19 protein-coding genes are annotated in these 22,312 nt (G+C 42.4%); 9 read left to right on the top strand and 10 right to left on the bottom strand.

Features of this window, described 5'->3' with window-relative positions; genetic code table 11:
- Positions 1 to 155 precede the first annotated feature (155 nt).
- The 3 genes from BLR84_RS29855 to BLR84_RS00970 form a co-directional block, all read right to left on the bottom strand.
- Positions 156 to 314, bottom strand: coding sequence for a hypothetical protein (locus BLR84_RS29855; RefSeq protein WP_176851903.1), 159 nt, complete (start codon positions 312 to 314; stop codon positions 156 to 158).
- 183 nt (positions 315 to 497) lie between these two features.
- A complete protein-coding gene (locus tag BLR84_RS00975) occupies positions 498 to 1,082 on the bottom strand; it encodes a TetR/AcrR family transcriptional regulator (protein ID WP_090463048.1) in 585 nt (194 codons plus the stop codon).
- A gap of 294 nt (positions 1,083 to 1,376) precedes the next feature.
- Positions 1,377 to 2,132: a glucose 1-dehydrogenase gene (locus BLR84_RS00970; RefSeq protein WP_090465657.1), complete on the bottom strand. Its 756-nt coding sequence runs from the start codon at positions 2,130 to 2,132 to the stop codon at positions 1,377 to 1,379.
- A gap of 418 nt (positions 2,133 to 2,550) precedes the next feature.
- Here BLR84_RS00970 and BLR84_RS00965 point away from each other — a divergent pair, with 418 nt between their 5' ends.
- On the top strand, positions 2,551 to 4,389 hold the full coding sequence (locus BLR84_RS00965; RefSeq protein WP_143013792.1) for a peptidase associated/transthyretin-like domain-containing protein: 1,839 nt from the start codon (positions 2,551 to 2,553) through the stop codon (positions 4,387 to 4,389).
- Between the two features lie 888 nt (positions 4,390 to 5,277).
- Here the strand turns inward: BLR84_RS00965 and BLR84_RS00955 are convergent.
- The 4 genes from BLR84_RS00955 to BLR84_RS00940 all read right to left on the bottom strand — a co-directional run bounded on the left by BLR84_RS00955 (position 5,278) and on the right by BLR84_RS00940 (position 8,806).
- Positions 5,278 to 6,264 carry a FecR family protein gene (locus BLR84_RS00955; protein ID WP_090463041.1) on the bottom strand — a complete coding sequence of 329 codons (987 nt, stop codon included), beginning with the start codon at positions 6,262 to 6,264 and terminating at the stop codon, positions 5,278 to 5,280.
- Positions 6,261 to 6,836: an RNA polymerase sigma-70 factor gene (locus tag BLR84_RS00950; protein WP_255366829.1), complete on the bottom strand. Its 576-nt coding sequence runs from the start codon at positions 6,834 to 6,836 to the stop codon at positions 6,261 to 6,263. Before BLR84_RS00950 ends, BLR84_RS00955 begins: the two co-directional genes overlap by 4 nt.
- A gap of 114 nt (positions 6,837 to 6,950) precedes the next feature.
- Entirely contained in the window at positions 6,951 to 7,526 is a 576-nt protein-coding gene (locus BLR84_RS00945; RefSeq protein WP_176851902.1) for a porin family protein, read from the bottom strand.
- 215 nt (positions 7,527 to 7,741) lie between these two features.
- Complete coding sequence (locus tag BLR84_RS00940) at positions 7,742 to 8,806, bottom strand: hypothetical protein (protein ID WP_090463036.1); 1,065 nt, start codon at positions 8,804 to 8,806, stop codon at positions 7,742 to 7,744.
- A gap of 482 nt (positions 8,807 to 9,288) precedes the next feature.
- On the opposite strand from BLR84_RS00940, the gene BLR84_RS00935 reads away from it, so the two are divergent.
- From BLR84_RS00935 to BLR84_RS00925, 3 genes are all read left to right on the top strand, one after another.
- Complete coding sequence (locus BLR84_RS00935) at positions 9,289 to 9,792, top strand: RNA polymerase sigma factor (RefSeq protein ID WP_090463034.1); 504 nt, start codon at positions 9,289 to 9,291, stop codon at positions 9,790 to 9,792.
- Between the two features lie 4 nt (positions 9,793 to 9,796).
- Complete coding sequence (locus BLR84_RS00930) at positions 9,797 to 10,441, top strand: hypothetical protein (protein WP_143013791.1); 645 nt, start codon at positions 9,797 to 9,799, stop codon at positions 10,439 to 10,441.
- 140 nt (positions 10,442 to 10,581) lie between these two features.
- The gene (locus BLR84_RS00925) at positions 10,582 to 10,941 is read left to right on the top strand and encodes a DUF488 domain-containing protein (protein ID WP_218128189.1); all 360 of its coding nucleotides are present in this window, start codon (positions 10,582 to 10,584) and stop codon (positions 10,939 to 10,941) included.
- 34 nt (positions 10,942 to 10,975) lie between these two features.
- Here BLR84_RS00925 and BLR84_RS00920 read toward each other — a convergent pair whose 3' ends face one another.
- Positions 10,976 to 12,871: a chloride channel protein gene (locus tag BLR84_RS00920; protein WP_090463030.1), complete on the bottom strand. Its 1,896-nt coding sequence runs from the start codon at positions 12,869 to 12,871 to the stop codon at positions 10,976 to 10,978.
- A 319-nt stretch (positions 12,872 to 13,190) separates the two neighbouring features.
- Here BLR84_RS00920 and BLR84_RS00915 point away from each other — a divergent pair, with 319 nt between their 5' ends.
- From BLR84_RS00915 to BLR84_RS00905, 3 genes are all read left to right on the top strand, one after another.
- Positions 13,191 to 13,886, top strand: coding sequence for a Crp/Fnr family transcriptional regulator (locus BLR84_RS00915; protein ID WP_090463027.1), 696 nt, complete (start codon positions 13,191 to 13,193; stop codon positions 13,884 to 13,886).
- 493 nt (positions 13,887 to 14,379) lie between these two features.
- Positions 14,380 to 16,227, top strand: coding sequence for a chloride channel protein (locus BLR84_RS00910; RefSeq protein WP_090463025.1), 1,848 nt, complete (start codon positions 14,380 to 14,382; stop codon positions 16,225 to 16,227).
- A 13-nt stretch (positions 16,228 to 16,240) separates the two neighbouring features.
- On the top strand, positions 16,241 to 16,834 hold the full coding sequence (locus tag BLR84_RS00905; RefSeq protein ID WP_090463021.1) for a DUF4202 domain-containing protein: 594 nt from the start codon (positions 16,241 to 16,243) through the stop codon (positions 16,832 to 16,834).
- On the opposite strand, the gene BLR84_RS00900 is transcribed toward BLR84_RS00905, so the two are convergent.
- The gene (locus BLR84_RS00900; RefSeq protein ID WP_090463018.1) at positions 16,835 to 18,130 is read right to left on the bottom strand and encodes a pepsin/retropepsin-like aspartic protease family protein; all 1,296 of its coding nucleotides are present in this window, start codon (positions 18,128 to 18,130) and stop codon (positions 16,835 to 16,837) included.
- Positions 18,131 to 18,279: 149 nt separating this feature from the next.
- Between BLR84_RS00900 and BLR84_RS00895 the strand changes: the two genes are divergently transcribed.
- Both BLR84_RS00895 and BLR84_RS00890 read left to right on the top strand, forming a co-directional pair.
- Entirely contained in the window at positions 18,280 to 20,736 is a 2,457-nt protein-coding gene (locus BLR84_RS00895; protein ID WP_090463015.1) for an AsmA family protein, read from the top strand.
- Between the two features lie 314 nt (positions 20,737 to 21,050).
- The gene (locus BLR84_RS00890) at positions 21,051 to 21,911 is read left to right on the top strand and encodes a sigma-70 family RNA polymerase sigma factor (protein ID WP_076378021.1); all 861 of its coding nucleotides are present in this window, start codon (positions 21,051 to 21,053) and stop codon (positions 21,909 to 21,911) included.
- 140 nt (positions 21,912 to 22,051) lie between these two features.
- Here BLR84_RS00890 and BLR84_RS00885 read toward each other — a convergent pair whose 3' ends face one another.
- Positions 22,052 to 22,243, bottom strand: coding sequence for a cold-shock protein (locus BLR84_RS00885; protein WP_076378023.1), 192 nt, complete (start codon positions 22,241 to 22,243; stop codon positions 22,052 to 22,054).
- Positions 22,244 to 22,312: the final 69 nt, after the last annotated feature.

The raw sequence follows: 22,312 nt of genomic DNA, 5'->3' as shown, positions 1-22,312 counted from the left end.
TTGAAATAACAATTATTGCCAAGAAGCTGTTGAAATTGGTTTAGATTATTTATGATGTAAAATCATTGCCGTTGACTAAAGTCAACGGCAATGAATAATCTTTGTTTTTAGACAGCTTCTAAGAGAGCATTAATTCCGGAGGATCCGGATGCCGCTCAGGCGTTGGGTTTATTCTCGTTATGTTTTTCGGGCCTGATCTCGGAACGGTTCATTTCCTTCTCTATCTTTTTCTTATCCTTTTGATTTTTCCAGGCCAGTAAACCAATAACTCCCAGCGCCAATAAAATGATCAATGCGATTACAGGGTAATTCATAGCTGGTTAAATAAAATTGGGATCAGACGTAGAGGAAGGATTCGAACCTTCAGCATGCTGCCATCCAGCGCTCTACTATTACTATAAATAAAATTACAGTTTCTTTTTAATTCAGCGGCAAAGCTAAGCAGGTAATACTATCAGGGGGTTAATCATATATTAATTAATCTTCGCGAGGCTCTTTTATTTTTTTAACGATGAAATAGCCACATCGGCAATATCCCGGAGCGTTTGCTCATCGGCACCTGTCCTGGCGGCTACCTTTATCCCGGTGATATTGGCAAAAACAAACCGGGCCAGTGTACGGGCTGTTTTTTGAGTCGAAAACTGGCCTTGTTGCTGTCCGCTCTCTATCAGTTTGGTTAAGGCATCTTCCACGCTCAGGTTATTGTTATTTACCATATCGCCTATTTCTTTATCCTGCCCAGCCAGTTCAACAGCAGTATTTACCATGAAACAGCCTTTTAAAAGCCGGTCTTCCACACTCTCTTTGATCAAACCGTCAAAAATTTGTTTAACGGTAGCTTCGGGGTTTGTGGCTTTGGCCAGCATACTCAACATGGCCCCGGTTTGCTGGGTTTGATATAGCGACAAGGATTTTTTAAACAGCGTTCTTTTATCAGTATAGGTATTGTACAAACTCGACCGGTTAATGTTCAAACAGTCGACCAAATCCTGCGCCGATGTGCCATTATACCCCTTTCTCCAAAAAAGTTCTGCCGCTTTCCCAAGCAGTTCATCCTCATCAAAATCTTTCTTACGTGCCATGATCAACAATTTTAAATACCTATGCCGATGCTGTTTATCCGGGGATCAGGGTAATAGCCTATAAGTAGACATTTCTAAAAAAAGGGTGTCATGCTGAGCTCCGTCGAAGCATGGTGGGCAGGCCTCTACGCTCGCCCCTTCGACGGAGCTCAGGGTGACAGCCCCCTCTTGCATATTATTTGTTTGTTATGTCTATTCGTGGCCTATTACTCAGATTAGCAATACCAGGCAATAAGGCAAAGTTAATAAATTTAACCTATTTGAAACAATCGTTTCAATTGCGTGCAAATTTTTTTAGTACATAATCGCGTTCACTGTTAAGCCGCCATCAACAGTAATTTCGGTACCGGTAATAAATGAAGCATCGTCTGAAGCCAGGAACCGTACCACATTGGCAATTTCTTCTGGTTGTGCAAAGCGGTTAAGTAATATTTTTTGACTTAAAGCCGCGCCGAACCCATCAACCTGCTCCTGCTCTAAGCCTAATTTATCATACAACGGGGTTGCAACCGGGCCGGGAGAAATAGCGTTTACCCTGATTTTACGTGATGCCAATTCACGGGCCAATACTTTGTTAAATGACAATACAGCGGCTTTGCTGGCAGCATAAACACTACTATCGGCCACACCTAAAACGGCATTTACAGAAGTATTGAATATAACGGAAGCACCATCATTGAGTAAAGGGATAAATTTTTGAACAGTAAAATAAACGCCTTTTACATTCAGGTTCATGATGCTATCGTAATGTTCTTCCGTAGCGGTTTCAACCGGACTAAAAGCGGCAATACCTGCGTTCAGGAACAGGATATCAACTTTACCAAACTGATCTTTAACGGCCTGTGCTAAATTATCTATCTGGTCAATTTTGCTTTGGTCAGATACTATACCTGTAGCGCCCAATTCTTCTGCTGCTTTTTCAACAGATGCCCGGTTACGACCGGTAATAACTACAGTTACACCTTGTGCTATCAGTTCTTTTGCGGCTGCATATCCAATACCGCTGTTACCACCTGTAACTACGGCAACTTTGTTTGTTAGATTATTCATTTTTTTAATGTTTAAGATTCTTGTTTTGAAATGTTGAATCAAAGATAAGTATTTTGAAACGATCATTTCAAAATAAAAATCAATATTTCTATATTGCTTACAATGGCCTGACATTTAGGGAATAAAATGGTTAGTTTTGCCGTATTCAAATACCTTGAAAAAAATTCTGTCACTATTTAGCAGAATTGCGATCTAACCTAAGAAGCTTTTTAAATTTGATTTTAAAAAAATTATGTAGAGACGCATAATTGCGTCTCCCTCAGGACAAGCCGCTTTTCAAAACATTTAACCGCCTTTGTAAGCGGGAGACGCAATTATGCGTCTCTACATTTAAGAACAATTAAATTTTAAATAGCTTCTAAAATAATTTAAAAACAGTGTAAGGGTAAAAACCCTTGAACGTGTTATACTATGCGCCATGCTTTATGTTGCCCTACCCCGGCTCATGAAACAGGTGTATGATAACACACAAAGCATCTATAAATTAATGACCATTAACCAAAAACTAATCACCCGCGGCCTGGCGCTTTTTATACCCGCGCTTTTTTGCACCCAACTTTATGCGCAAAACAACCTGATGAAAGAGATCTCGATAGGTGAGATCAAGCAGCAGCGTATGGGCAGCGTTCTGGATAAAATTGCCAGTAAAGGCAATTTTTATTTTGCCTACAACAACAAAACCATCCCGGCCGATAGCATGGTATCTGTTGCGGGCTACCGCGGAACACTTTTTAGCCTGCTGGATAAATTACTGGGCGATAGCTACGAGTTTAAAGAAGTACCCGGATACATTGTGTTAAGGCATGCGCCCGGTAAACTATATATCACCGCCGAAGTTGATAAGGAGCTGGCGATAGTTAAAGGTTATATAAATGATGTTTCGGGGCAAAAAGGGATACCACAGGCCAGCGTTTATGAAAAGAATCAACTGGTAGCAACCTTAACTAACGACAGAGGCTATTTTGAACTCCGGCTTAAAAACCCGGGTGGCCCGCTCTCCTTAAGTGTAAGCAAGGAGGAATACCGCGACACCGCCCTTTATATATTGCCGGTAGTTAACGTAGATTCTAAACATAATAACCAAAATTATAAATATTACCCCGACGAAGGTTCGGGAAACGGTGTGGAGCATAGTCGTTTTGCGCGGTTCTTTATCAGCTCAAAACAACTGGTGCAAGGCATGAACCTGGGCAACTTTTTTGCCACAAGCCCTTACCAGGTTTCGCTGGTACCTGGCCTAAGTACACATGGCATGTATAACAGCCAGATCATCGACAAAGTTTCCTATAATCTCCTGGGCGGCTATACTGCCGGTATTAACGGGGTTGAAGCAGCCGGTATATTTAATATCAATCGCAAAGATGTGAACGGTTTTCAGATGGCCGGGATATTTAACGTGGTAGGCGGCAGCTTAAGCGGTTTTGAAATAGCCGGGATTTACAACAATGTGCTCAACAACTCAAGCGGCATGCAGGTGGCCGGTATAGGCAACAGAACCAATAATTTTAAAGGCGCGCAGGTGGCCGGTATAGCCAACCTGGATCAGGAGGCAAAGGGCTTTCAAATGGCAGGGCTGTTTAATAACGTAAAGAATTTTACCGGTGGTGTACAGGTAGCGGGCTTGTTCAATACCGGTAAGCAAGCAAGTGGTGTGCAGTTTGCCGGGCTTTTCAACTGGTCGACCGGGCAAACGGGCTCACAAATGGCAAGTCTTTTCAACGTAGCAAAAAAGGTAAAGGGCTTTCAGCTTGGGTTTTTATTTAACGTAGCCGATAGCAGCGACTATCCCATCGGCATCATCAACTTTATCAAAAACGGCGAAAAAAGCCTGGCCATCAGTACGGATGAAAACCTGTTCACCCATCTTGATTTCCGCTCGGGCGGCAGGGTCATGTATGGCCTGATAGGTGCTGGCTATAAATTTGGCGATGCGTGGTCCAAATACGCGCTCGACCTGGGTTTTGGCGCGCATATCATCAACCATTCCAAATTCTCCTTAAACGGTGAGTATGTGGTCGAATTGATTACTGATACCAAAAAGAAATTTTATCAAACCCAATCCTTTAAACTATTACCGGGCTATAAGCTGAACAAGCTGCTACGTTTATTTGCTGGCCCAACTTTCGATATCACCGGCTCCGACCCAAATGACGATGCCCAAATACACGGATGGGAACTGAGCAAACATATCGGCACAGATAATAACATCACTACTTTAAGTATCGGTGTAACCGGCGGCTTACAGTTTGTTTGGTAATAAAAAAGAGACGCATGTGATGCGTCTCTACGGTTAAAAGAATAGGGGTAAAAGAGGCTACGGCATCAATCAAATTGACCGTTTTTTGGGCTAAAGCCAGTAGTTGATCATGCTGAAATCCGTTGGTTAAAACCAACGGCAATGAAAGGTAAATCACTTCGTCTTCTATTCATTGCCGTCCCATTTATGGGACGGATAATGGAATCATTTGCTGGCTTTAGCCGAACCAACGACCTTCCGAACACTTATAATATAAAAACATACACCGACGTCGTTGCGCTCGTCACTCCTCTCTACGCTTCGCGCATAGAGGGGATTTTCATTTCTTTTTTCTCAACCCTCTTTGGTCCAGCGAAGCGTAGACCGGGTGAGTCGACTATGCGTCTTGCCAATCCAGGTGTCCACGCCTGGATATTATTTTAGGTAAGCGTCCACGCTTACTTAAGTATGGGTTCAAGCGTGGACGCTTGAACCGGCGGAGGGGTTTCTACGCGCGATGATTAGCTTATTTCATAAACTCCTTCCTCTCCTTCCCGAGGGAAGGAATCGCACAGGGCTTTGGCTTTTTTAGTCGGCTGTCATGCTACCCGTCGAAGCATAGTGGGCAGGTCTCTGCGCTCTACCCTTCGACGGGGCTCAGGGTGACACCCTTTTTTATATTTTCAGTCTATTCAGGCGTGACCACTTGAACCGACGAAGTATAAAGTTGGGTTTACACTGTAAACCCATTAAATGATTAAAAAAATACATAACACTTTGCTTTACAATTAGTTAAAATAATGCAAACCATAAAAAGTGTAAACCATGTAAACCCAATTTATAACACCGGATATCTGAATAGATCAAAGAAAAAGAGGCCGGTCATGATTGATGATACAGCCTCTTTTATTATCTGATAATGACATTATTTCCTACTTCTATGATATTCATAGCAGGGGTTGTGCCTTTTATAGCCTCCAATACGTTGCTCAACGGATCGGTCCATTTGATGGGGATAGTGATAGGGATATTACGCAGAGCCGTATTCTCAATTCTGATATTCACGCTGTAAGCTTCGTTCAATACCTCAACCAAACGCGATAGTGGTACATGAACGGCGTTAAATACGGGTTCTCTATAGTAGCCATACAGATCGTCGGTGCTTTTTTCAACCTTCAGCTGTTTATCATCGGAATTGATGCTTACCATTTCGTTTCGGCTTAATCTTACCGCGTTATTGCTCCGGCTTACCTGTACAATTCCGCTCTCTACAATAATCTCGGTGTTGCGCTGCTTGCTTTTTACGTTAAAGGCCGTACCTATATCTTTTATGGTAACATCATTCACGTGCACGGTAAAGGGGGCTGCCTCATTGTGCTTCACATCAAAAAATGCCTCGCCGGCAAGGGTAATCTCACGTTTTGATTTAAAAGTACCCACATAGCTGATACCCGAGTTTTTGTTCAAATGCACCACCGAGCCATCGGGCAAGGTATCAACCCTCACCTGGTTATTGGCCTGAATGTTCACCACCTGGGTAGCGGCGTTTTGCTGGTACAGGTAATAACCTATCCATCCGCCGCCTATTACCAATATCGCGGCCGCGGCTATGCGCAGCCAGTTAGTGTCAGTACTCCTGTTTATCGAAACTACTTTGGCGGGCTCCTGTCTGGCGGTCGCTCTTTTTTCCTTAAATTTTTCCCAGGCCTCGGCCTCACTCAGCGGACTAACCTCTGCCAGCTGCTTACCGGTTTCCAGGATAATTTTTACCTCCTCAAATTTTTTGGCATTAGCGTGATTAGCGCTCTTCCAGGTCTCAATTTCCTGCCCTTCATGGGTGCTTGCCTCTCCCAAAATATATTTGATCAGTATATCTTCGCTCATATCCTGTTTCATGATCTAAACATATTAAATAACATTAATGCAATAAGTGGTAAAAATTCTTTCATTTCTTTTCTTAATATCCGCAGCGCTTTGCCCATGTGGGTTTCTACAGTTTTTATAGAGATATCTAACTGGGTGGCTATTTCCTGGTATTTTAATTCCTGGAACCGGCTCAGCTGAAATATGGCCCGGCATTTTTCGGGCAGTTTACCCAGGGCTCTGTTTAAATGCTGCTCCAGTTCGCCCATTTTTAGTTTGCCTGCCGCATCATCTGTATCGTTCTTCATGGCATACGCTGTTGAGGTTTGATATTTTAATTGAACTTTCTGTCGCCTGATATAGTTCAGACTCTCATGGTATACCGATTTGTACAGGTACGATTTAATGGATGTTTGTATATGCGACCAGTCGTTTTTTTCCCAGAGTTTAAGGAACAGCGATTGCACAATCTCTTCCGCCACATCCCAGTCCTTCAATAACGAGAAAGAATATGCATGGAGTTCCCTAAAATGTTTTTTGAACAGCTGCTCAAAAACGGCCTCATTTTCGTTGACCAGATCGGCTGTCATCTCCTTATTATCCATTATGGTATTTATCAAGAACCAAGAGTCAAGAATCAAGAGTCAAGATAAACAATAATAGCAAATTGCTTTTGGCTTATCCTGACTCTTGATTCTTAACTCCTGACTCTAATTATGTTATTGAAATTTAAAGCCAACTCCCAGGCTAAAGATATTGGCCTTTTGGCCAAGCTCCTTATTCACCTTGCTTAAACCTAAACTGTAGCGGGCGTCAAAAGTTAAGCTGCCTATATCAACACCTGCATCAAGAACACCCCCGGCGCTAACTTTTTTGTATTTAAAGCCTTCCGGAGCAATTGGTGTTTTAAGGTTATAATACAGATCCGGACCGGCTGATACCCTGAAATTCAGATCGGCAGTATTCACAATCTTGTAGCCTACCATTAAAGGTACGTTCAATTGCCTGAACTTAGCTTCGTACGAGTTTGAATTAAAACGGTATTTATCGCTGAAGGTTACATAGTTTAGCTCCGGTTGAAAGTACAAGGTTTGTCCGGCCCTGGCAAATATACCGGCGTTAAAACCTATTTTCCCCGATTTATCATTAATAGCACTCAGGCCCGTTTTTAAGGTAGAAAAGTTAACACCTGCCTTGATACCAAATTCAAGATCTGGCGACGACTGTGCTTTTGCCGAACCTATCCCTAAAGTAACCAGGATAGCTGCGGTTGCAAATAATTTAACTGCTTTCATTTTTTGGTTTTTGTTTGTGATCATTTTTATTGAATTATTATCTGTTATTTGGTAGTATGACACGCCCGGTAAACTTTACCCTGACTGTGTTTTGAAAAAATTTGTTTTATACTAAAAACAGGGTGTCATGCTGAGCTCCGTCGAAGCATGGTGGGCAGGCCTCTGCGCTCTACCCTTCGACGGAGCTCAGGGTGACACCCCTCTTTGTGTAACATCTACAATGCCACCTGTACACCTGCGGTATAACCGACATAAAATCCGTGCAGGTCGCGGCCGTCATGGCGTGTCCAGCTGTTGATATATTTGGTGGTCATCTTACGCCCTTCTTCGGTGTTGGTATTCACATAATTGATAGATGGCCCGGCGAAGATCTCCACCTTGTTCGCTATCCGGAATGATGGCATCAGCCTGAATGTTGATTTCCAATACTCGTCGCCCTTAAAGCTTTCCAGTCCACCGTTCACCAGTTCTGTATTCAGACTAAACGACTGGATGGTTAACACATGCGCGCCAAAACCGGCCTCGTAGGCATACTTTTGCTTTTTATTCTTGAAATTGTAACCAATACCCACAATACCGTAAAACACTTTACCACCAGAGCGGAAGGTTAACAGTGCAGTTTGATTTTCGTCGATAGTGGCCCCCAGGCTTTTTTCGCCGTTTTTGGCGATGTTGATGATACCTATTTGTGTACCGGCGCTATCGGCAATGTTGATAAAGCCTATTTGGGTACCTTTGGATTTTTTAGCTACGTTCATAAAACCGGCTATCTGCGTGCCTTTATTGTCGCGGGCTATATTCATAAAGCCGGCCAGCTGCAGGGTTGAAACATTACCACCCTTGTTCAGGAAACCGGCTATCTGGGCACCGCTGCTGTTAGCCGCTATATTGGCAAAACCGGCAATCGCCACTCCGTGCCCACCGCCATATGTGTTTAGAAAACCGGCTACCATGGTACCATCGGCATTTTTCCCTACGTGATTTGAAAACCCGGCTATCTGGAAACCACGCGCGTCATTGTGAATAATATTGGAGAAACCTGCGATGGTAACCCCACGCTCGGCAGCTGATACCCCGGCGATCAGGTTTAGCGAAAAACTATTGGTATCACGGGCTGCATTTGTCCAGTTGCTGCTGAGCGGATAAACCAAACCAACGTTAGTGCGGGCACGGTCGTGATCCTGGGCCTGGGCATTGGTGCCTACAAATACTATTAAAAAAAATGTCCATATTTTTAAAATAGTTAATAAGAGGCTGTCATTGTAAGAGTAAAAGTTCATGTCTATAATATTTATCGTGTATTTGGAGCTATGACACGCCCCATGAACTTTACCCTGACTCTGGTTTAGAAAAAAATCGGGAACGAGAAACAAGAACCAAGAGTCAAGAATCAAGACAAGGAAAAAACTGATAGATTTATACAGGGGTATTACCCTGAGAATTAAAATCCATGGGCTTTGAAGATACAATGACGTATTACGTAAGATATGAACCCCATTATTTACAAAGAGTATGTCATTGCGAGCGCAGTGCGGCAATCTCCTCACTTGCATATTGAACGCGATGAGATTGCGTCGTCGTTCCTCCTCGCAATGACATGAGGGTGGGTGTCACCCTGAGCCCGTCGAAGGGTCGAGCGCAGAGGCCTGCCCACCATGCTTCGACGGAGCATGACACCCTCTTTAGAAAAAAATGGCAAAAACTGTAACATTTCGCTCCCCTGTGCGAATAATTGGTAAAACACAATCAGCGTAGATATTCGATGAGTAATCAACAAGAGGAAATATTCTTAACCGTAATTGAGCAGAACAAGGGGATCATTTACAAGATCGCTAATTCGTTCAAGAAGGATGAGAATGATAAAAAGGATCTGGTGCAGGAAATCATTTTCCAGCTTTGGCGGGCCTTTCCCAGTTTTGATGACCGCAGCAAATTATCTACCTGGATGTACCGTGTGGCACTCAATGTGGCCATCAGCTCCTATCGGAAAGAAAAAAAGAAGAACGATGTGATCGTCCCGCTGTCTGAAAGTATGATGGATTTTAGCGAAGAAACAGAGTCATCGCCAGAAGCACAAATCAACCTCCTGCAACAGTTTATTAACGAGCTGAAAGAACTGGACAGGGCCCTGATGCTGCTTTACCTGGAGGAAAAGAGCGGCAAAGAAATAGCCGAAATACTGGGTTTGTCTGAAGCCAACGTGCGCACGAAGACTAACCGCATTAAAGAACAATTAAAACAAAAATTTTCAAAAATTAACGCTTAATACCATGGAAGAGTCAATGATAAAACAAATGTGGCGCGATTACGATCAGAAGCTGGAAAGATCCCTGCAGCTCAATTATAAGATCATCAGGGAAATGCAAACCAAAAAAATCGAGGACCATATCAACTCGTTTCGCCGTAACCAGGTTTTTGGGGTGGTGGTTGGTATATTATTCACCGTTTTTCTGGGCTTTCTGGTGATCAACAGTTTAAACAATATCTATTTCGCTATCTCCATCGGTCTTATCGCCCTGTTCAATATTTTTGCTGTGGCCGCTTATATCAGGCATCTGGCTATGTTAGAGCGTGTGAGCATTACTGATACCATCACCCGCACACAGGAAAAACTGGCCGCTATACAAAGCTCATTGAATATGGTAGGCCGGATAATGATACTGCAAACCCCTTTTTGGTGCACATTTTGGTATAGTCAGCAATTGGTTGATCACGGCGGAACAACATTCTGGGCTATCAACCTCACTGTAGTTACTTTATTTACTATACTGTCTGTCTATTTATTCAATACTTTAACTTATAAAAACATCCATCGTAAATGGGTCAAAAAGTTTATTGAAAGTTTTGGCGGCAAAAAGATCATCAAAGCTATGGAGTTTTTGAAGGAGATAGAGGAATATAAAACGGAAGAGTAAGAGAGAGAGTCGAGAATCAAGAGTTAAGAATCAAGAGTTGAGAATCAAGAGTTAAGAATCAAGAAAAAAGGAATATGATTATTTAGGACCAAATATTTCCTAAATTGTTGGATATTTTCTTAACTCTTGATTCTTGTCTCTTGATTCTCAACTTAAAACGAATATACAACCCAGCCGACAAAGCAGATGGCCTGCGCATACTGGTCGACCGCCTGTGGCCCCGAGGTGTAACCAAAGAGCGGGCACAAATTGACCGCTGGATGAAGGATATAGCCCCATCAACCGAATTACGCAAACAATATCACGCCAACCCGCAAAACTGGGCCGAATTTCAGCACAACTACATCGCCGAACTGCGACAATCAAAAGAAGCGATTAACGAATTGGTTGAACTGATAAAAACGCACGACACGGTTACCCTGCTCTACTCCGTTCATGACGAACAGCAAAATCATGCGGTGGTGTTACGGGAGTTTTTGTTGACGATACACCCCCTCTAAATCTCCCCCGAGGGGGAGACTTTAAGAAAAGTTCTTAAAGCCCTCTCCTTTGGAGAGGGCTGGGTGAGGTTTTTCTCCCTTTCACCAGCATTTTCATCCGTTGCCGCTTCAGAGATATTTTCACATAGGGCTGCTGCGTTTTATCGGCTTCTATTTTAAAGGCCGAGATGATATCCCGGTAGGATAATATGCCGGTAACCTGCTGATCGCCGGGTGATAGTACCGGTAACACTTCCACATCAGTTTTTGACATCATTTCCATGGCATATCGCAGTGTATCGGTACTTTTAACAGAAACCCAGGCCTCCTTTTTAAGAAGATCCCGTAATGGCGAAGTTGGGTCAAGATCACGGCTGTAAATGTCCGTTAGCTTTAACGTACCGTTAAATTCGCCATCGTTATTCACTACAATGAGGTAATTATCGTGGATATTATTGGTGCTTGCCCAGGCACGTACATCAGCAATGTTATTGTTAAGATTGATGACCGTTGCTTCATCACTGATCACCTGCGAAACCACCATTTTTTGCAGCAGATCGGGTTCAAAAGAATCTGGCGTAAAAATACCACGACGGGCTATCTTTTCGGTCATGATGGTGTTTTCCATCAGGAAAAACGAAACCATGTAGGCCGCGGTACATGCGCCCAGCAAAGGCAACAGCGCGTGTGATTGCATAGTGGCCTCCAACGCGAAGGTGATACTGGTTAAATAGGCCCTTGAAGCTCCCGCGAACATGGCCGACATACCGATCAGCGCGGCCATAGGGATACTGATGCCCGAGTTAGGGAACATCAATAAAATAAGCGTACCTATAAGCGCACCGGCCGCACCGCCCATGGTGAGTAAAGGTGCCAGGGTACCGCCAGATGTACCGCTACCCAGCGCGATGGCCCAGGATAAAAATTTGAGGAACAATAGGTTGCAGATAATGATCAGCGGCCATTTGCCCGATAGCAAACCGGTGATGTTATCATAACCCACACCCAGCGTATGCGGCGCAAAGAAACCAATGATGCCTACAGCCAGACCGCCAATGGCCGGCCACCAGATCCAGTGAATAGGTAGCTTTTCAAAATTATCTTCAATAACATATACTATTTTGGTGATACCCAATGATAAAAAGCCTATGACGATACCCATAAAGCTGTAAATAGCCAAGGCCGGGTTTGACGGCGTTGGCAGATCGGGCATGGGAAATACAGGACCCGATTCAAACAGCAAATGGTGGCCCGCCGCACCGGTGATACAGGCTAAAGCCACGGGCAGTATAGCCTTCGGCGAAAACTCAAACAGCAACAACTCAATAGCCAAAAAAACTGCCGCTATGGGCGTACCAAATATAGCCGACATGCCAGCCGTAGCCCCTGCCGCCAAAATAATTTTACGTTCATTGGCAGTTATCCGGAAGAGTTGACCCAGGGTCGAGCCTAAGGCGCCACCCGTGGCTATAATAGGTCCTTCTGCGCCAAACGGTCCGCCGGTACCTATGGCAATAGCCGATGATATGGGTTTTAAAAAAGTAATAGCCGGGTTGATATTACTTTCGTTAACCAATATTTGCTCCATAGCCTCGGGGATCCCATGCCCCCGAATAGCCTTTGAACCATAAAAAGCCATAATACCCACCAATATACCGCCAATAGCCGGTATAACAATAACCCATGGCCCCAGATGGTTACCCGCCGGTGAGTGAAAACCTAAACTGAACGATCCATAAAAAGAAATATTGGTAACCAGGTTAATCAAATAGATCAACACTTTGGCGATAAGACTGATAGCTACTGCCACCGCTACCGATAAGCACGAAATAAACAGCAGTCGTTTTTTTTGGATAATACCGTTTGCGGAATTGGATGAGTTCTCGATATAATTTAATGCGGGCGATATGGGTATCCCGGCTTTGCTTGCAGCTTTTTTTAATGGTTCCATTTTATGATGCCGGCTGTGGATTGTTAAGACCAGCTTTTCGGGGTACAAAATTAAGGTTTTAGTTTGTAATATTGTATAAACAATATAAATAAAACATTAATTTAAATTTTTATATAATTTATATTATTTTAACAATAAACAACAGTCATTAATACCAAATTACAGAATCCACGTCATTGCGAGGAACGAAGCAATCTCTATGCTATACAGAGCGGCTCTGCAAGTCGGGGATTGCTTCGTTCCTCGCAATGACGTGTTTGTGTCGACTGCGGGTGGTGAGGCTAACAATTAAATATTTATTATTGCATACGCAACATTTATGACAAAAGCCCCCTATACCTGCGATCTGAATACCTGTTTTTTGTGCCGCAACAGCCTTAAAGACTGGCTACCTGCCATTGGTGCCCACAAACAGAATATCACCCTAAAAAAAGGGCAGCAGCTTTTTAAGGAGGGCGATGACGTAACCGGCATCTACTTTATGTATAAAGGCGTAGTAAAAGTTCATAAACAATGGGACCAGGAAAAGGACCTGATCCTTCGCTTTGCCAAACAGGGGGATATACTGGGGCATTTAGGTTTGGGTGATACATCAACCTATCCCATATCGGCAACGGCCGTTGTACCAGGGATTGTGTGTTACGTTAACATGGATTTCTTTGAGTCGTCATTAAATGTAAACAGTCAGCTTACGTACAAACTCATGAAGTTTTTTGCCAATGAGCTGCAGGAGTCGGAAAAGCGGATGCGCAACCTGGCACATATGCCGGTCAAGGAACGCATCGCGCAGGCTTTGTTATCCCTTCGTAACCAGTTTGGCTTAAATGAAAACGGATACGTAGATATCGAACTCACCCGGCAGGATATCTCCTCCTACGCCAGCGTGGTGTATGAGACCTTTTTTAAGGTAACGCAGGAGTTTATACAAAACAAACTCATCAAGCTTGACGGCAAAAGCTTCAAACTCCTCAATGAGGACACTTTGAAAGAAATGACTTTGGGACGGAAGAAGTAGCGGGTTCTGTCATCCTGAACTTGTTTCAGGATCCCTCAGGACAGGTTAACCGCCATGTTGTACACCTTGCTCATGGGATGCCGAAACAAGTTCGGCATGGCGTAGATCGGGGAATTCTTCACAATTTTTTCGTATATTTACATATACAGCAGCCCGGTTTTCCCACGAAAAGGAAAACCGGGCTGTTTTGTTAAGCCCTCAAACAGGTCAAAAACAGACCATTTTACATCTAGTTATTTGACAATCAATAGATTAATACTTTTTAAAGTTTTAAAAACTGCTCAAAACCGTGTTAAAATTTGTTAAAAAGTGTTAAAATGGGGGTTTTTCGAGCAGTTTCCGGGCGATTTTCATCCCATTTCGGCCAAAAAAGTGTTAAAATTTAAGGTTTAAAAAGTTTTTGAGCAACGTACCTGGCGGACAGATTTTCCAGATTCGAATATCTTAACACCCGCTCCAAATTTATACCTAAATTGCAGCCGGGAGGTTTTCATTGAGTAAGTACAGTAAATTAAGGCGGTTTCATAACTTTTTTAAGTTTCAGCGCGATTTCAGGGCCAACAGTGTTCAAAAGGTCAGGAGTTATGAGATCATATTGCTTTGGGTTCGCAACAATCTTTCGCACAGTCATTTCCTGATCCTATCGGGTATATTGGTGGGTTGTACAGCGGGTTTGGCGGGGGTAGTTTTAAAAATGCTGGTGCATTATATCCACTACCTCATCACTTCCAAATTTCAGTTTGAGCAGCAGATCGTTTTTTATGTGGTATTTCCCCTGCTGGGTATTGTACTTACCACCCTAGTGGTACTATACATTTACCGGGGCAACGACAGGAAAGGCATTCCGGCCATACTATATGAAATTGCCCAGAACTCCAGCCTGGTATCACCGGTAAAAATGTACTCCCAGATAGTGCAAAGCGCCATTACCGTAGGTTTGGGTGGTTCTGCAGGCCTGGAAAGCCCTATCGCGGTAACGGGTTCGGCCATTGGTTCCAACTTTGCCAAAACCTACAAGCTGGACTATAAAGACCGTACCTTACTACTAGCCGCTGGCGCTACAGCGGGTATAGCCTCGGCCTTCAACGCCCCCATAGCTGGTATGATGTTCGCCTTTGAAATATTGCTTACCGGTGTGGTTTTTACCGATTTTATACCCCTGGTTGTGGCAGCCGTTTGTGGCAGTTTGGTATCCAGAATCATTTTAAACGAGGAGGCCTTATTTCAGTTTACATCGAGACAGGCTTTTAACTATAAAAACATACCGTTCTATATTGTACTGGGTATAGCCTGCGGTTTGTATGCCCGCTACTTTGTGGTGATATCGCAATGGGTGGAGCATCAATTTAAACATTTAAAAAGGAGCAGACTGCAAAAAGCCATCATAGCCGGGGTACTGCTTTCGGTACTCTGTGTACTGTTTCCGCCCCTCTTTGGAGAAGGTTATTCGACCATTAAAGTGCTGGCCACGGGGAAGATAGAGTCGGTAGTGGCGGTTAGCTTTTTTAAATATTTCACTTTTCATGAGTGGTTTATTTTGCTGTTCCTGGGCTTTATTTGCCTGCTCAAGGCCTTTGCCACCTCTATTACTATTTATGGCGGCGGCAACGGCGGTAATTTCGCACCATCGTTATTCGCAGGGGGCACTTTGGGCTATTTTGTCGCGGTGGTATGCACCCAGATGGGGATCCCGAATGTACCCGTAACCAATATGGTTATTGTGGGAATGGCGGGGGTAATGAGCGGGGTACTGTATGCGCCATTGACAGCTATATTCCTGATAGCGGAATCGAGCTCGGGATATGATCTTTTTCTGCCGCTGATGATCGTTTCGGTGGTGTCGTTCCTGATCGCCAAACGTTTCTCTGCTATATCGCCCGACTTAAAACAACTAGCCGAGGAGGGCAAGATATTTACCCGAGAGCACGATCAAAACCTGCTCCTGCTGCTGCATACGCCCGACCTGATCGACCATGACGTACAGGAGATCAGCATCTACGCGTCATTCACAGAATTGATTGAGCTTATTAGTGTGGGTAAGAAAAACTTTATCGCCGTAACTAACGATGATCACGTACTGGAAGGTATCATTCTGCTGGACGATATCAGACCGGTCATGTTCAATAAGGATCTGTATGACGAACTGAACGTACAAAAAGTAATGGTTACCCCTCCCGCTATTATCGACGCCGGGGACGATGTGCGGGAAATTGTCAAAAAATTTGATGAAACCAATAGCTGGAACCTACCGGTAGTTGATCAGCACAAATTTGTTGGTTTTATATCCAAATCAAGCGTACTGAACCGTTACCGGCAGTTGCTAAAAGAATACTCCAGTTAAATAATTGATAGCCATGAATAAACTAAATGCCGCCTTTGAGCAATTTGATGCCTATAATCAAAAAGACCCCAACACTTTTACCTGGGAAAATATAAGCTATCCGCAGGAGTATTTTTTGGCCATTGAACTGTACAACTGGGTGAATAAACTAGATCCTAATGCCAGCGAAGAATTGTTACTTGCCTCCCGGAGTCAGCATATCGGTCGTTGGGAAATACCGCGCAATACCTATCCCGAAGGCCGGGAAGCCTATTTAAAATGGCGTAAGGATCTGGCCCAATACCACGCCGAAAAAACGGCTGCTATTATGGAAAATGTTGGTTATGATCCTGAGCAAATTGCCAGGGTGCGGCAGATATTGCTCAAGCAAAAAATCAAGGTTGACCACGATGTACAAACTATGGAAAATGCCCTTTGCCTGGTTTTTCTGCAATTTCAGTACGAGGATTTTCATCCTAAATACGAGGCCGAAAAGGTGATCAATATCCTTAAAAAATCATTATTAAAAATGGATGCGCAGGGACACCAGTTTGCATTAACTCTACCCTATTCCGACCAGGGCTTTCATTACATACAGGAGGCTTTGAAGCTGATCAACAGTAAATAATTATTTTGCCTGCTTTTTCCGGTTACCAAATGAAACGGACGAGTTAACAAAGTTGATGGTCATGCTGGTAAACTGCGCAAACATATCCTGCCCCATGTTGCCGTAATAATATTTGTCGCTCACCTGTGTTTCTTCAACGTTTACCTGCGTGTTATTAAACAGCACTTGTTTATGATCAACAGTAAAAATTAACTGCGGTACTTTGAGTGTTTTCATTCGCCTCGAGCCACCAGCGCCCCCCATGTGCAGACTATCTTTTTTGGCGATGCTATCCAAATGGGGCTTGAATTGTTTATAAAAATTATCGCTAAATAAAGTTACCTGCGCGCCTGTATCAAAAGTAAAAGGCAGTGATTTACCCTGGTACTCCATATAAATTACAGGCTGCAGCAGATCGAGTGCCAGGTTATGCGGGATAGTTTTTCTATCTACTATCAAAGGTATTTGCATGGCATCTTTACCAATCGTTATTTCCTCAAGCGCTTTAATAATGGGTAAGCCGATAATACCATTTATTTTGTAAGCCCCGCCCGCAAAACTTAATGCGCTATCCGGGAATATCAGGAATAAGGCATTATTGATCTGCACATTACCCATGTTGAGCTGCGTGGCTATACCAAGATTCACTTTGGTGCTTACGCCATTCATACCGCCCTCGATGCTCACCTGGGAGTTTTTAACCACATCCAGATGCAGTTTCTGGGCATAGCTGGCACTTATGGTTGATATATTGGCGCCTGTATCAAAAACAAACAGATAACTGCTACCCTGCTGTTGCACCGGGATATTCCACAAACCGGCCATATCTTTTTTTATCGGGATGACTGATGACGCCTGTTTGTGCGCCTGTTGAGCAGGGGCAGTGGCAAGTGCGGCCCATATTTTGTTTTCCTCCTGCTGATCAGTTAGTTCGCTTGCGCTAAACCAAGCGCTGTAATATTTAACCAATTGTTCAGAGGCCATGTGGGCGGCCTTGTAATTATTCAATTTAACATAGTTGTCATAAGCAATACGATGCAAATAAAACTGTAGTTTACTATCACCTGCCGCTATTTTACCAGCAAATATTTTTTTAAGGAGCAAATTGGAAGCTTCGGGTTGATTAAACGCGTTGGTTAAAAACGCTTTATAAAGTATCTTGTCATTCGTCGATATATGTGTTGTAGCTAAAGCCCGCTCTAATAATGTATATTGTTTGGTGTATACCAATTCATTGAGCTGTTTTATCTGGGCAGAGGTTGGCAATTCAAAAATAAGTACAATTGCTATAACGGTTAAAAGGTGTCGTATTTTCATTTAGCTGCGTATCCTGTTAAGATATTTCAGCCTAAATTTTGTTACAAGCTATTTGGTAAGCTTTGTAAAAAAGAGCAGACATTTCACAACCAGTAGCTTTATAAACAAACAATTAGGTTATTTAACCCTTTATTGATAAATTAACAAATATGCCTCATTGGGTTAAAACAACATTAAAAGTATTGAGCGGTATTGTAGCATTAGTTATAGTGGCCTTTATAGCTATTACTATTTATGTTGTTTACAATAAGCAAAAAGTGCTCAACCTCATTACTACCGAGCTTAACAAAAACCTGAACGGTACCCTTACCATAGGTGGGCTCGATCCTACTTTTTTTAAGGGCTTCCCGGGTGTATCGTTAGCGTTAAAGAATGTTACCCTAAAGGATAAACTTTGGGCCAATCATCACCATACCTTGCTGAGCGCGAAAGACATTTATGTTTCTGTAGATGCCAGCGCTTTACTTAAAGGCACAGTTAATATTAATAAAATAGAGATCAGCAATGCCAATATCGATCTATTTACGGATAGCACCGGCTATAGCAATACGGCTGTTTTTAAAAGCAAACACCAGGAAAGCAAACTAACTAAAGAAAAAAGCAGTTCATCAACCCAGATAAAACGCTTTGCATTAAACAACGTTAATTTTGTTGTGGACGACCGCAAGGCATCTAAATTATTTCAGTTCGAGGTGCAGGATATTGATGGCAAAATGGATTACCCCACTACTGGTTGGAAAGCTAATTTGCAATTAAAAACACTGGTAAAAAGCTTCTCGTTCAACACTAAAAAAGGAAGCTTTATAAAAGATAAACTGCTTAACGGACCTTTTGATATTAGCTATGATAACAAAAACAAGTTGATCACCGTGGCGCCTAACAAATTGGGAATTGGCGATGATACCTTTACCATTGGCGGTCAGTTTAACTTAGCCAAAGCCCCGGTTAACTTTACACTAAACATTGCCGACGACCATATCCTTTGGAAAAGCGCGTCAAATCTGCTGGCAGCTAATATCACCAAAAGTCTCCGGATGTTTGATCTGGATGCCCCCATTACTGTAACCGCCGACCTGAAAGGCAGTTTTGGCGCCGGTGATCCGTTGATCTTTGTTACCTGTAAAGTAAAGGATAATACATTAACAACCCCTGGTGGTCGTATTAATAACTGTAGTTTCAATGGGGTGTTCAGCAACAATTATATCAATGGTAAAGGCTTAAATGATGAAAATTCTATTATCAAATTGTATCATTTTAATGGCGATTATAAAGGCTTGCCCTTTACCGTTGATACCGCCTTTATCAATAACCTGAGTACGCCGGTTGCTACGGGTGTGTTCAGATCAAAATTTGAAGTGGAAAAGCTTAACCCTGTTATTGGCGAACAGAGCCTTAAGTTTACAAAAGGTACTGCTGATATTACCATGGTTTACAAAGCCGACCTGGTAAATTACGAGTTAAACAAGCCTTTGCTGGATGGTGTAGTTAACATCAAAAATGCCGACGTAAGTTATTTACCGCGTAACCTTCATTTTAAAAATACGGGTATTGCACTAAGATTTTATAAGAACGATTTGTATATGAATAATATCCGCTTGCAAACTGGTAATAGTGTGGTAAATATGCAAGGAAAGGTGAGTAATTTTTTAAATCTGTACTACACCGCCCCTGAGAAAATACTGATCGTATGGCAAATAACAAGTCCGCAGCTACATATAGCAGAATTTTTAGGCTTTTTAAATGCCCGGCAAAGTGAGGCACCTGCTAAAACAAAAAATACCAAAGTAAATTTAAATAACAAACTAAACACAGCCTTTGATAAAGGCCGGGCCGAATTGCATCTGCGCGTTGCCAAAGTTTATTATAAAAAGTTTTTAGCTACCGATGCCACTGCCGATCTGTTACTGGCTGATAATACGATAAAAGTTCAGAATGTAAGCGTTAAACATGCAGGCGGATCATTAAAACTGGCCGGTAATATCGTTCAAAATGGTAAGGTGAACAACTTCTTGCTCAATACCCAGGTTGATAATGTAAATGTGAGTAATTTCTTTTATTCGTTTAATGATTTTGGCTTGCAGAGTTTTTCGTCAAAAAACTTAAGGGGGTTTTTATCGGCACAAGCGCATATCACTGGTAGTATCAATAATGAAGGCAACATCGTACCCCGCTCTATAAACGGCACGGCAACCATTGACCTGCAAAAAGGGGCACTGATTAACTTTAGCCCGATAACAAGTGTAGGGAAATTCGCGTTCCCGTTTCGCGATCTGAAGAACATCACTTTTTCAAACCTGAAAGGCAAATTTGACATCAACGGCGATAAAATTACCATAAGCCCTATGCAAATTAACTCAAGCGTATTAAATATGGATGTGGCCGGCGTGTATTCTTTATCAAGAGGTACTAACATAGCGCTTGATATACCACTCCGTAATCCTAAAAAGGATTCGACTATAGTTGATCAAACTGAACGAAATAAAAAACGCATGCGTGGCATTGTTTTACATATATTAGCTACAGACGGTGATGATGGCAAGATTAAGATAAAGTGGAACAAGAACCGGGCGAAAAAAGAGGAGACAAACGCCGAAATAACCAACTAAATTAAAAAAAGAACATAATAAACCGTTATTACATCCTTGCGTCATGTAATTTTGACACAATAATAGCATTTAATTGAGTATCTTTGTGCATCCATTTAAGAGATCATACATTTGATTAAACATTTATTGGTTACTAACACCACGCTTCGTACTGCAATAACAGCATTAGCCAACCCTCGTAACTATCCCGGGTATAGTAAAATTTACAGAAGCAAAGTTTAATTTAATTTATTTTTTAATATCGGCTGGTTAAGTTTAACCAGACAAAATCTTATCGGACTGTTTATTAGCTTGAAAAAAATCTATTCAAAAAAATGAGACAACTTAAAATATCCCAATCCATTACCAACCGCGAGTCTCAGTCGCTTGAAAAGTATCTGCATGAAATAGGCAAGGTAGATTTAATTAGTGCACAGGAAGAAGTGATCCTGGCGCAGAAGATCCGTGAGGGCGACCAGGCTGCATTAGAAAGGTTAACAAAAACTAACCTTCGCTTTGTAGTATCAGTGGCAAAACAGTACCAAAATCAGGGCCTTACCTTAGGCGACCTTATAAACGAAGGAAACTTAGGTTTAATTAAAGCGGCTAAACGTTTTGACGAAACCAAGGGCTTTAAATTTATTTCATACGCTGTGTGGTGGATCCGTCAGTCTATATTATCGGCTGTTGCGGAGCAATCACGCATTGTGCGCTTACCTTTAAACCAAATTGGTTCATTAAGTAAGATTCATAAAGCGGCTTCGAAATTAGAGCAAGAATTTGAAAGGCAGCCAACACCTGAGGAACTGGCTGAAGACCTGGAAGTATCTGTTGATAAAATTGCCGACTCACTGAGTAATGCTGGCCGTCAGATATCTATGGATGCTCCGTTTATTCAAGGTGAAGAAAACACCCTGCTTGACGTATTGCAAAGCACTGATGCCGCGACTGATACCGAACTGATGATGGATTCTCTTTCACAAGAGATCAAACGTTCATTAAGCATACTTGCCGAGCGCGACCGTGAGGTTATTATTTTATTCTTTGGTTTGGGTGGCTATGCCCCTCACTCGTTAGAAGAAATAGGTGAGAAATTTAATCTTACCCGCGAACGGGTACGCCAGTTAAAAGATAAAGCTTTGATGCGTTTGCGTCATAACTCCAAATCAAATCTTTTACAATCGTATTTGAACTAAGTAATTACCGGGCATTAGCCCACGAATAAGAAAGCGGATAGCCAAAACTATCCGCTTTTTTTTGTTGATACCAATTATAGGGCACAAAAAAAAGCATCCACACAATGTGCAGATGCTTGTACGATTATAATAATAGTTATTTAACCTACTTTTACATTTACCGCATTTAAGCCTTTTTTACCTTGTTCTACATCGTAGGTAACACTGTCGTTTTCACGGATAGTGTCAATAAGGCCTGAGGCATGTACAAAAACTTCGGCACCACCATTACTTGGTGTAATAAATCCAAAACCTTTGCTTTCATTGAAAAATTTTACTGTTCCTTGCATTATATTTTTATTTAATTAAGTAAAGATACGGTTAATAATCAACAATTAACTATAAATAAGGCAATTAAGTTT

The organism is Mucilaginibacter sp. OK268 (assembly GCF_900103125.1).
Lineage (GTDB): Bacteria > Bacteroidota > Bacteroidia > Sphingobacteriales > Sphingobacteriaceae > Mucilaginibacter.
The sequence above is the reverse complement of the archived record's forward strand: the minus strand, read 5'-3'. Positions and strand labels throughout refer to the sequence as shown.

Bases quoted from the DNA above. Each gene is read 5' to 3' on its own strand.
- BLR84_RS29855 (WP_176851903.1), bottom strand. From the start codon at position 314: ATGAATTACCCTGTAATCGCATTGATCATTTTATTGGCGCTGGGAGTT.
- BLR84_RS00975 (WP_090463048.1), bottom strand. From the start codon at position 1,082: ATGGCACGTAAGAAAGATTTTGATGAGGATGAACTGCTTGGGAAAGCG.
- BLR84_RS00970 (WP_090465657.1), bottom strand. From the start codon at position 2,132: ATGAATAATCTAACAAACAAAGTTGCCGTAGTTACAGGTGGTAACAGC.
- BLR84_RS00965 (WP_143013792.1), top strand. From the start codon at position 2,551: ATGCTTTATGTTGCCCTACCCCGGCTCATGAAACAGGTGTATGATAAC.
- BLR84_RS00955 (WP_090463041.1), bottom strand. From the start codon at position 6,264: ATGAAACAGGATATGAGCGAAGATATACTGATCAAATATATTTTGGGA.
- BLR84_RS00950 (WP_255366829.1), bottom strand. From the start codon at position 6,836: ATGGATAATAAGGAGATGACAGCCGATCTGGTCAACGAAAATGAGGCC.
- BLR84_RS00945 (WP_176851902.1), bottom strand. From the start codon at position 7,526: ATGAAAGCAGTTAAATTATTTGCAACCGCAGCTATCCTGGTTACTTTA.
- BLR84_RS00940 (WP_090463036.1), bottom strand. From the start codon at position 8,806: ATGAACTTTTACTCTTACAATGACAGCCTCTTATTAACTATTTTAAAA.
- BLR84_RS00935 (WP_090463034.1), top strand. From the start codon at position 9,289: ATGAGTAATCAACAAGAGGAAATATTCTTAACCGTAATTGAGCAGAAC.
- BLR84_RS00930 (WP_143013791.1), top strand. From the start codon at position 9,797: ATGGAAGAGTCAATGATAAAACAAATGTGGCGCGATTACGATCAGAAG.
- BLR84_RS00920 (WP_090463030.1), bottom strand. From the start codon at position 12,871: ATGGAACCATTAAAAAAAGCTGCAAGCAAAGCCGGGATACCCATATCG.
- BLR84_RS00915 (WP_090463027.1), top strand. From the start codon at position 13,191: ATGACAAAAGCCCCCTATACCTGCGATCTGAATACCTGTTTTTTGTGC.
- BLR84_RS00905 (WP_090463021.1), top strand. From the start codon at position 16,241: ATGAATAAACTAAATGCCGCCTTTGAGCAATTTGATGCCTATAATCAA.
- BLR84_RS00900 (WP_090463018.1), bottom strand. From the start codon at position 18,130: ATGAAAATACGACACCTTTTAACCGTTATAGCAATTGTACTTATTTTT.
- BLR84_RS00895 (WP_090463015.1), top strand. From the start codon at position 18,280: ATGCCTCATTGGGTTAAAACAACATTAAAAGTATTGAGCGGTATTGTA.
- BLR84_RS00890 (WP_076378021.1), top strand. From the start codon at position 21,051: ATGAGACAACTTAAAATATCCCAATCCATTACCAACCGCGAGTCTCAG.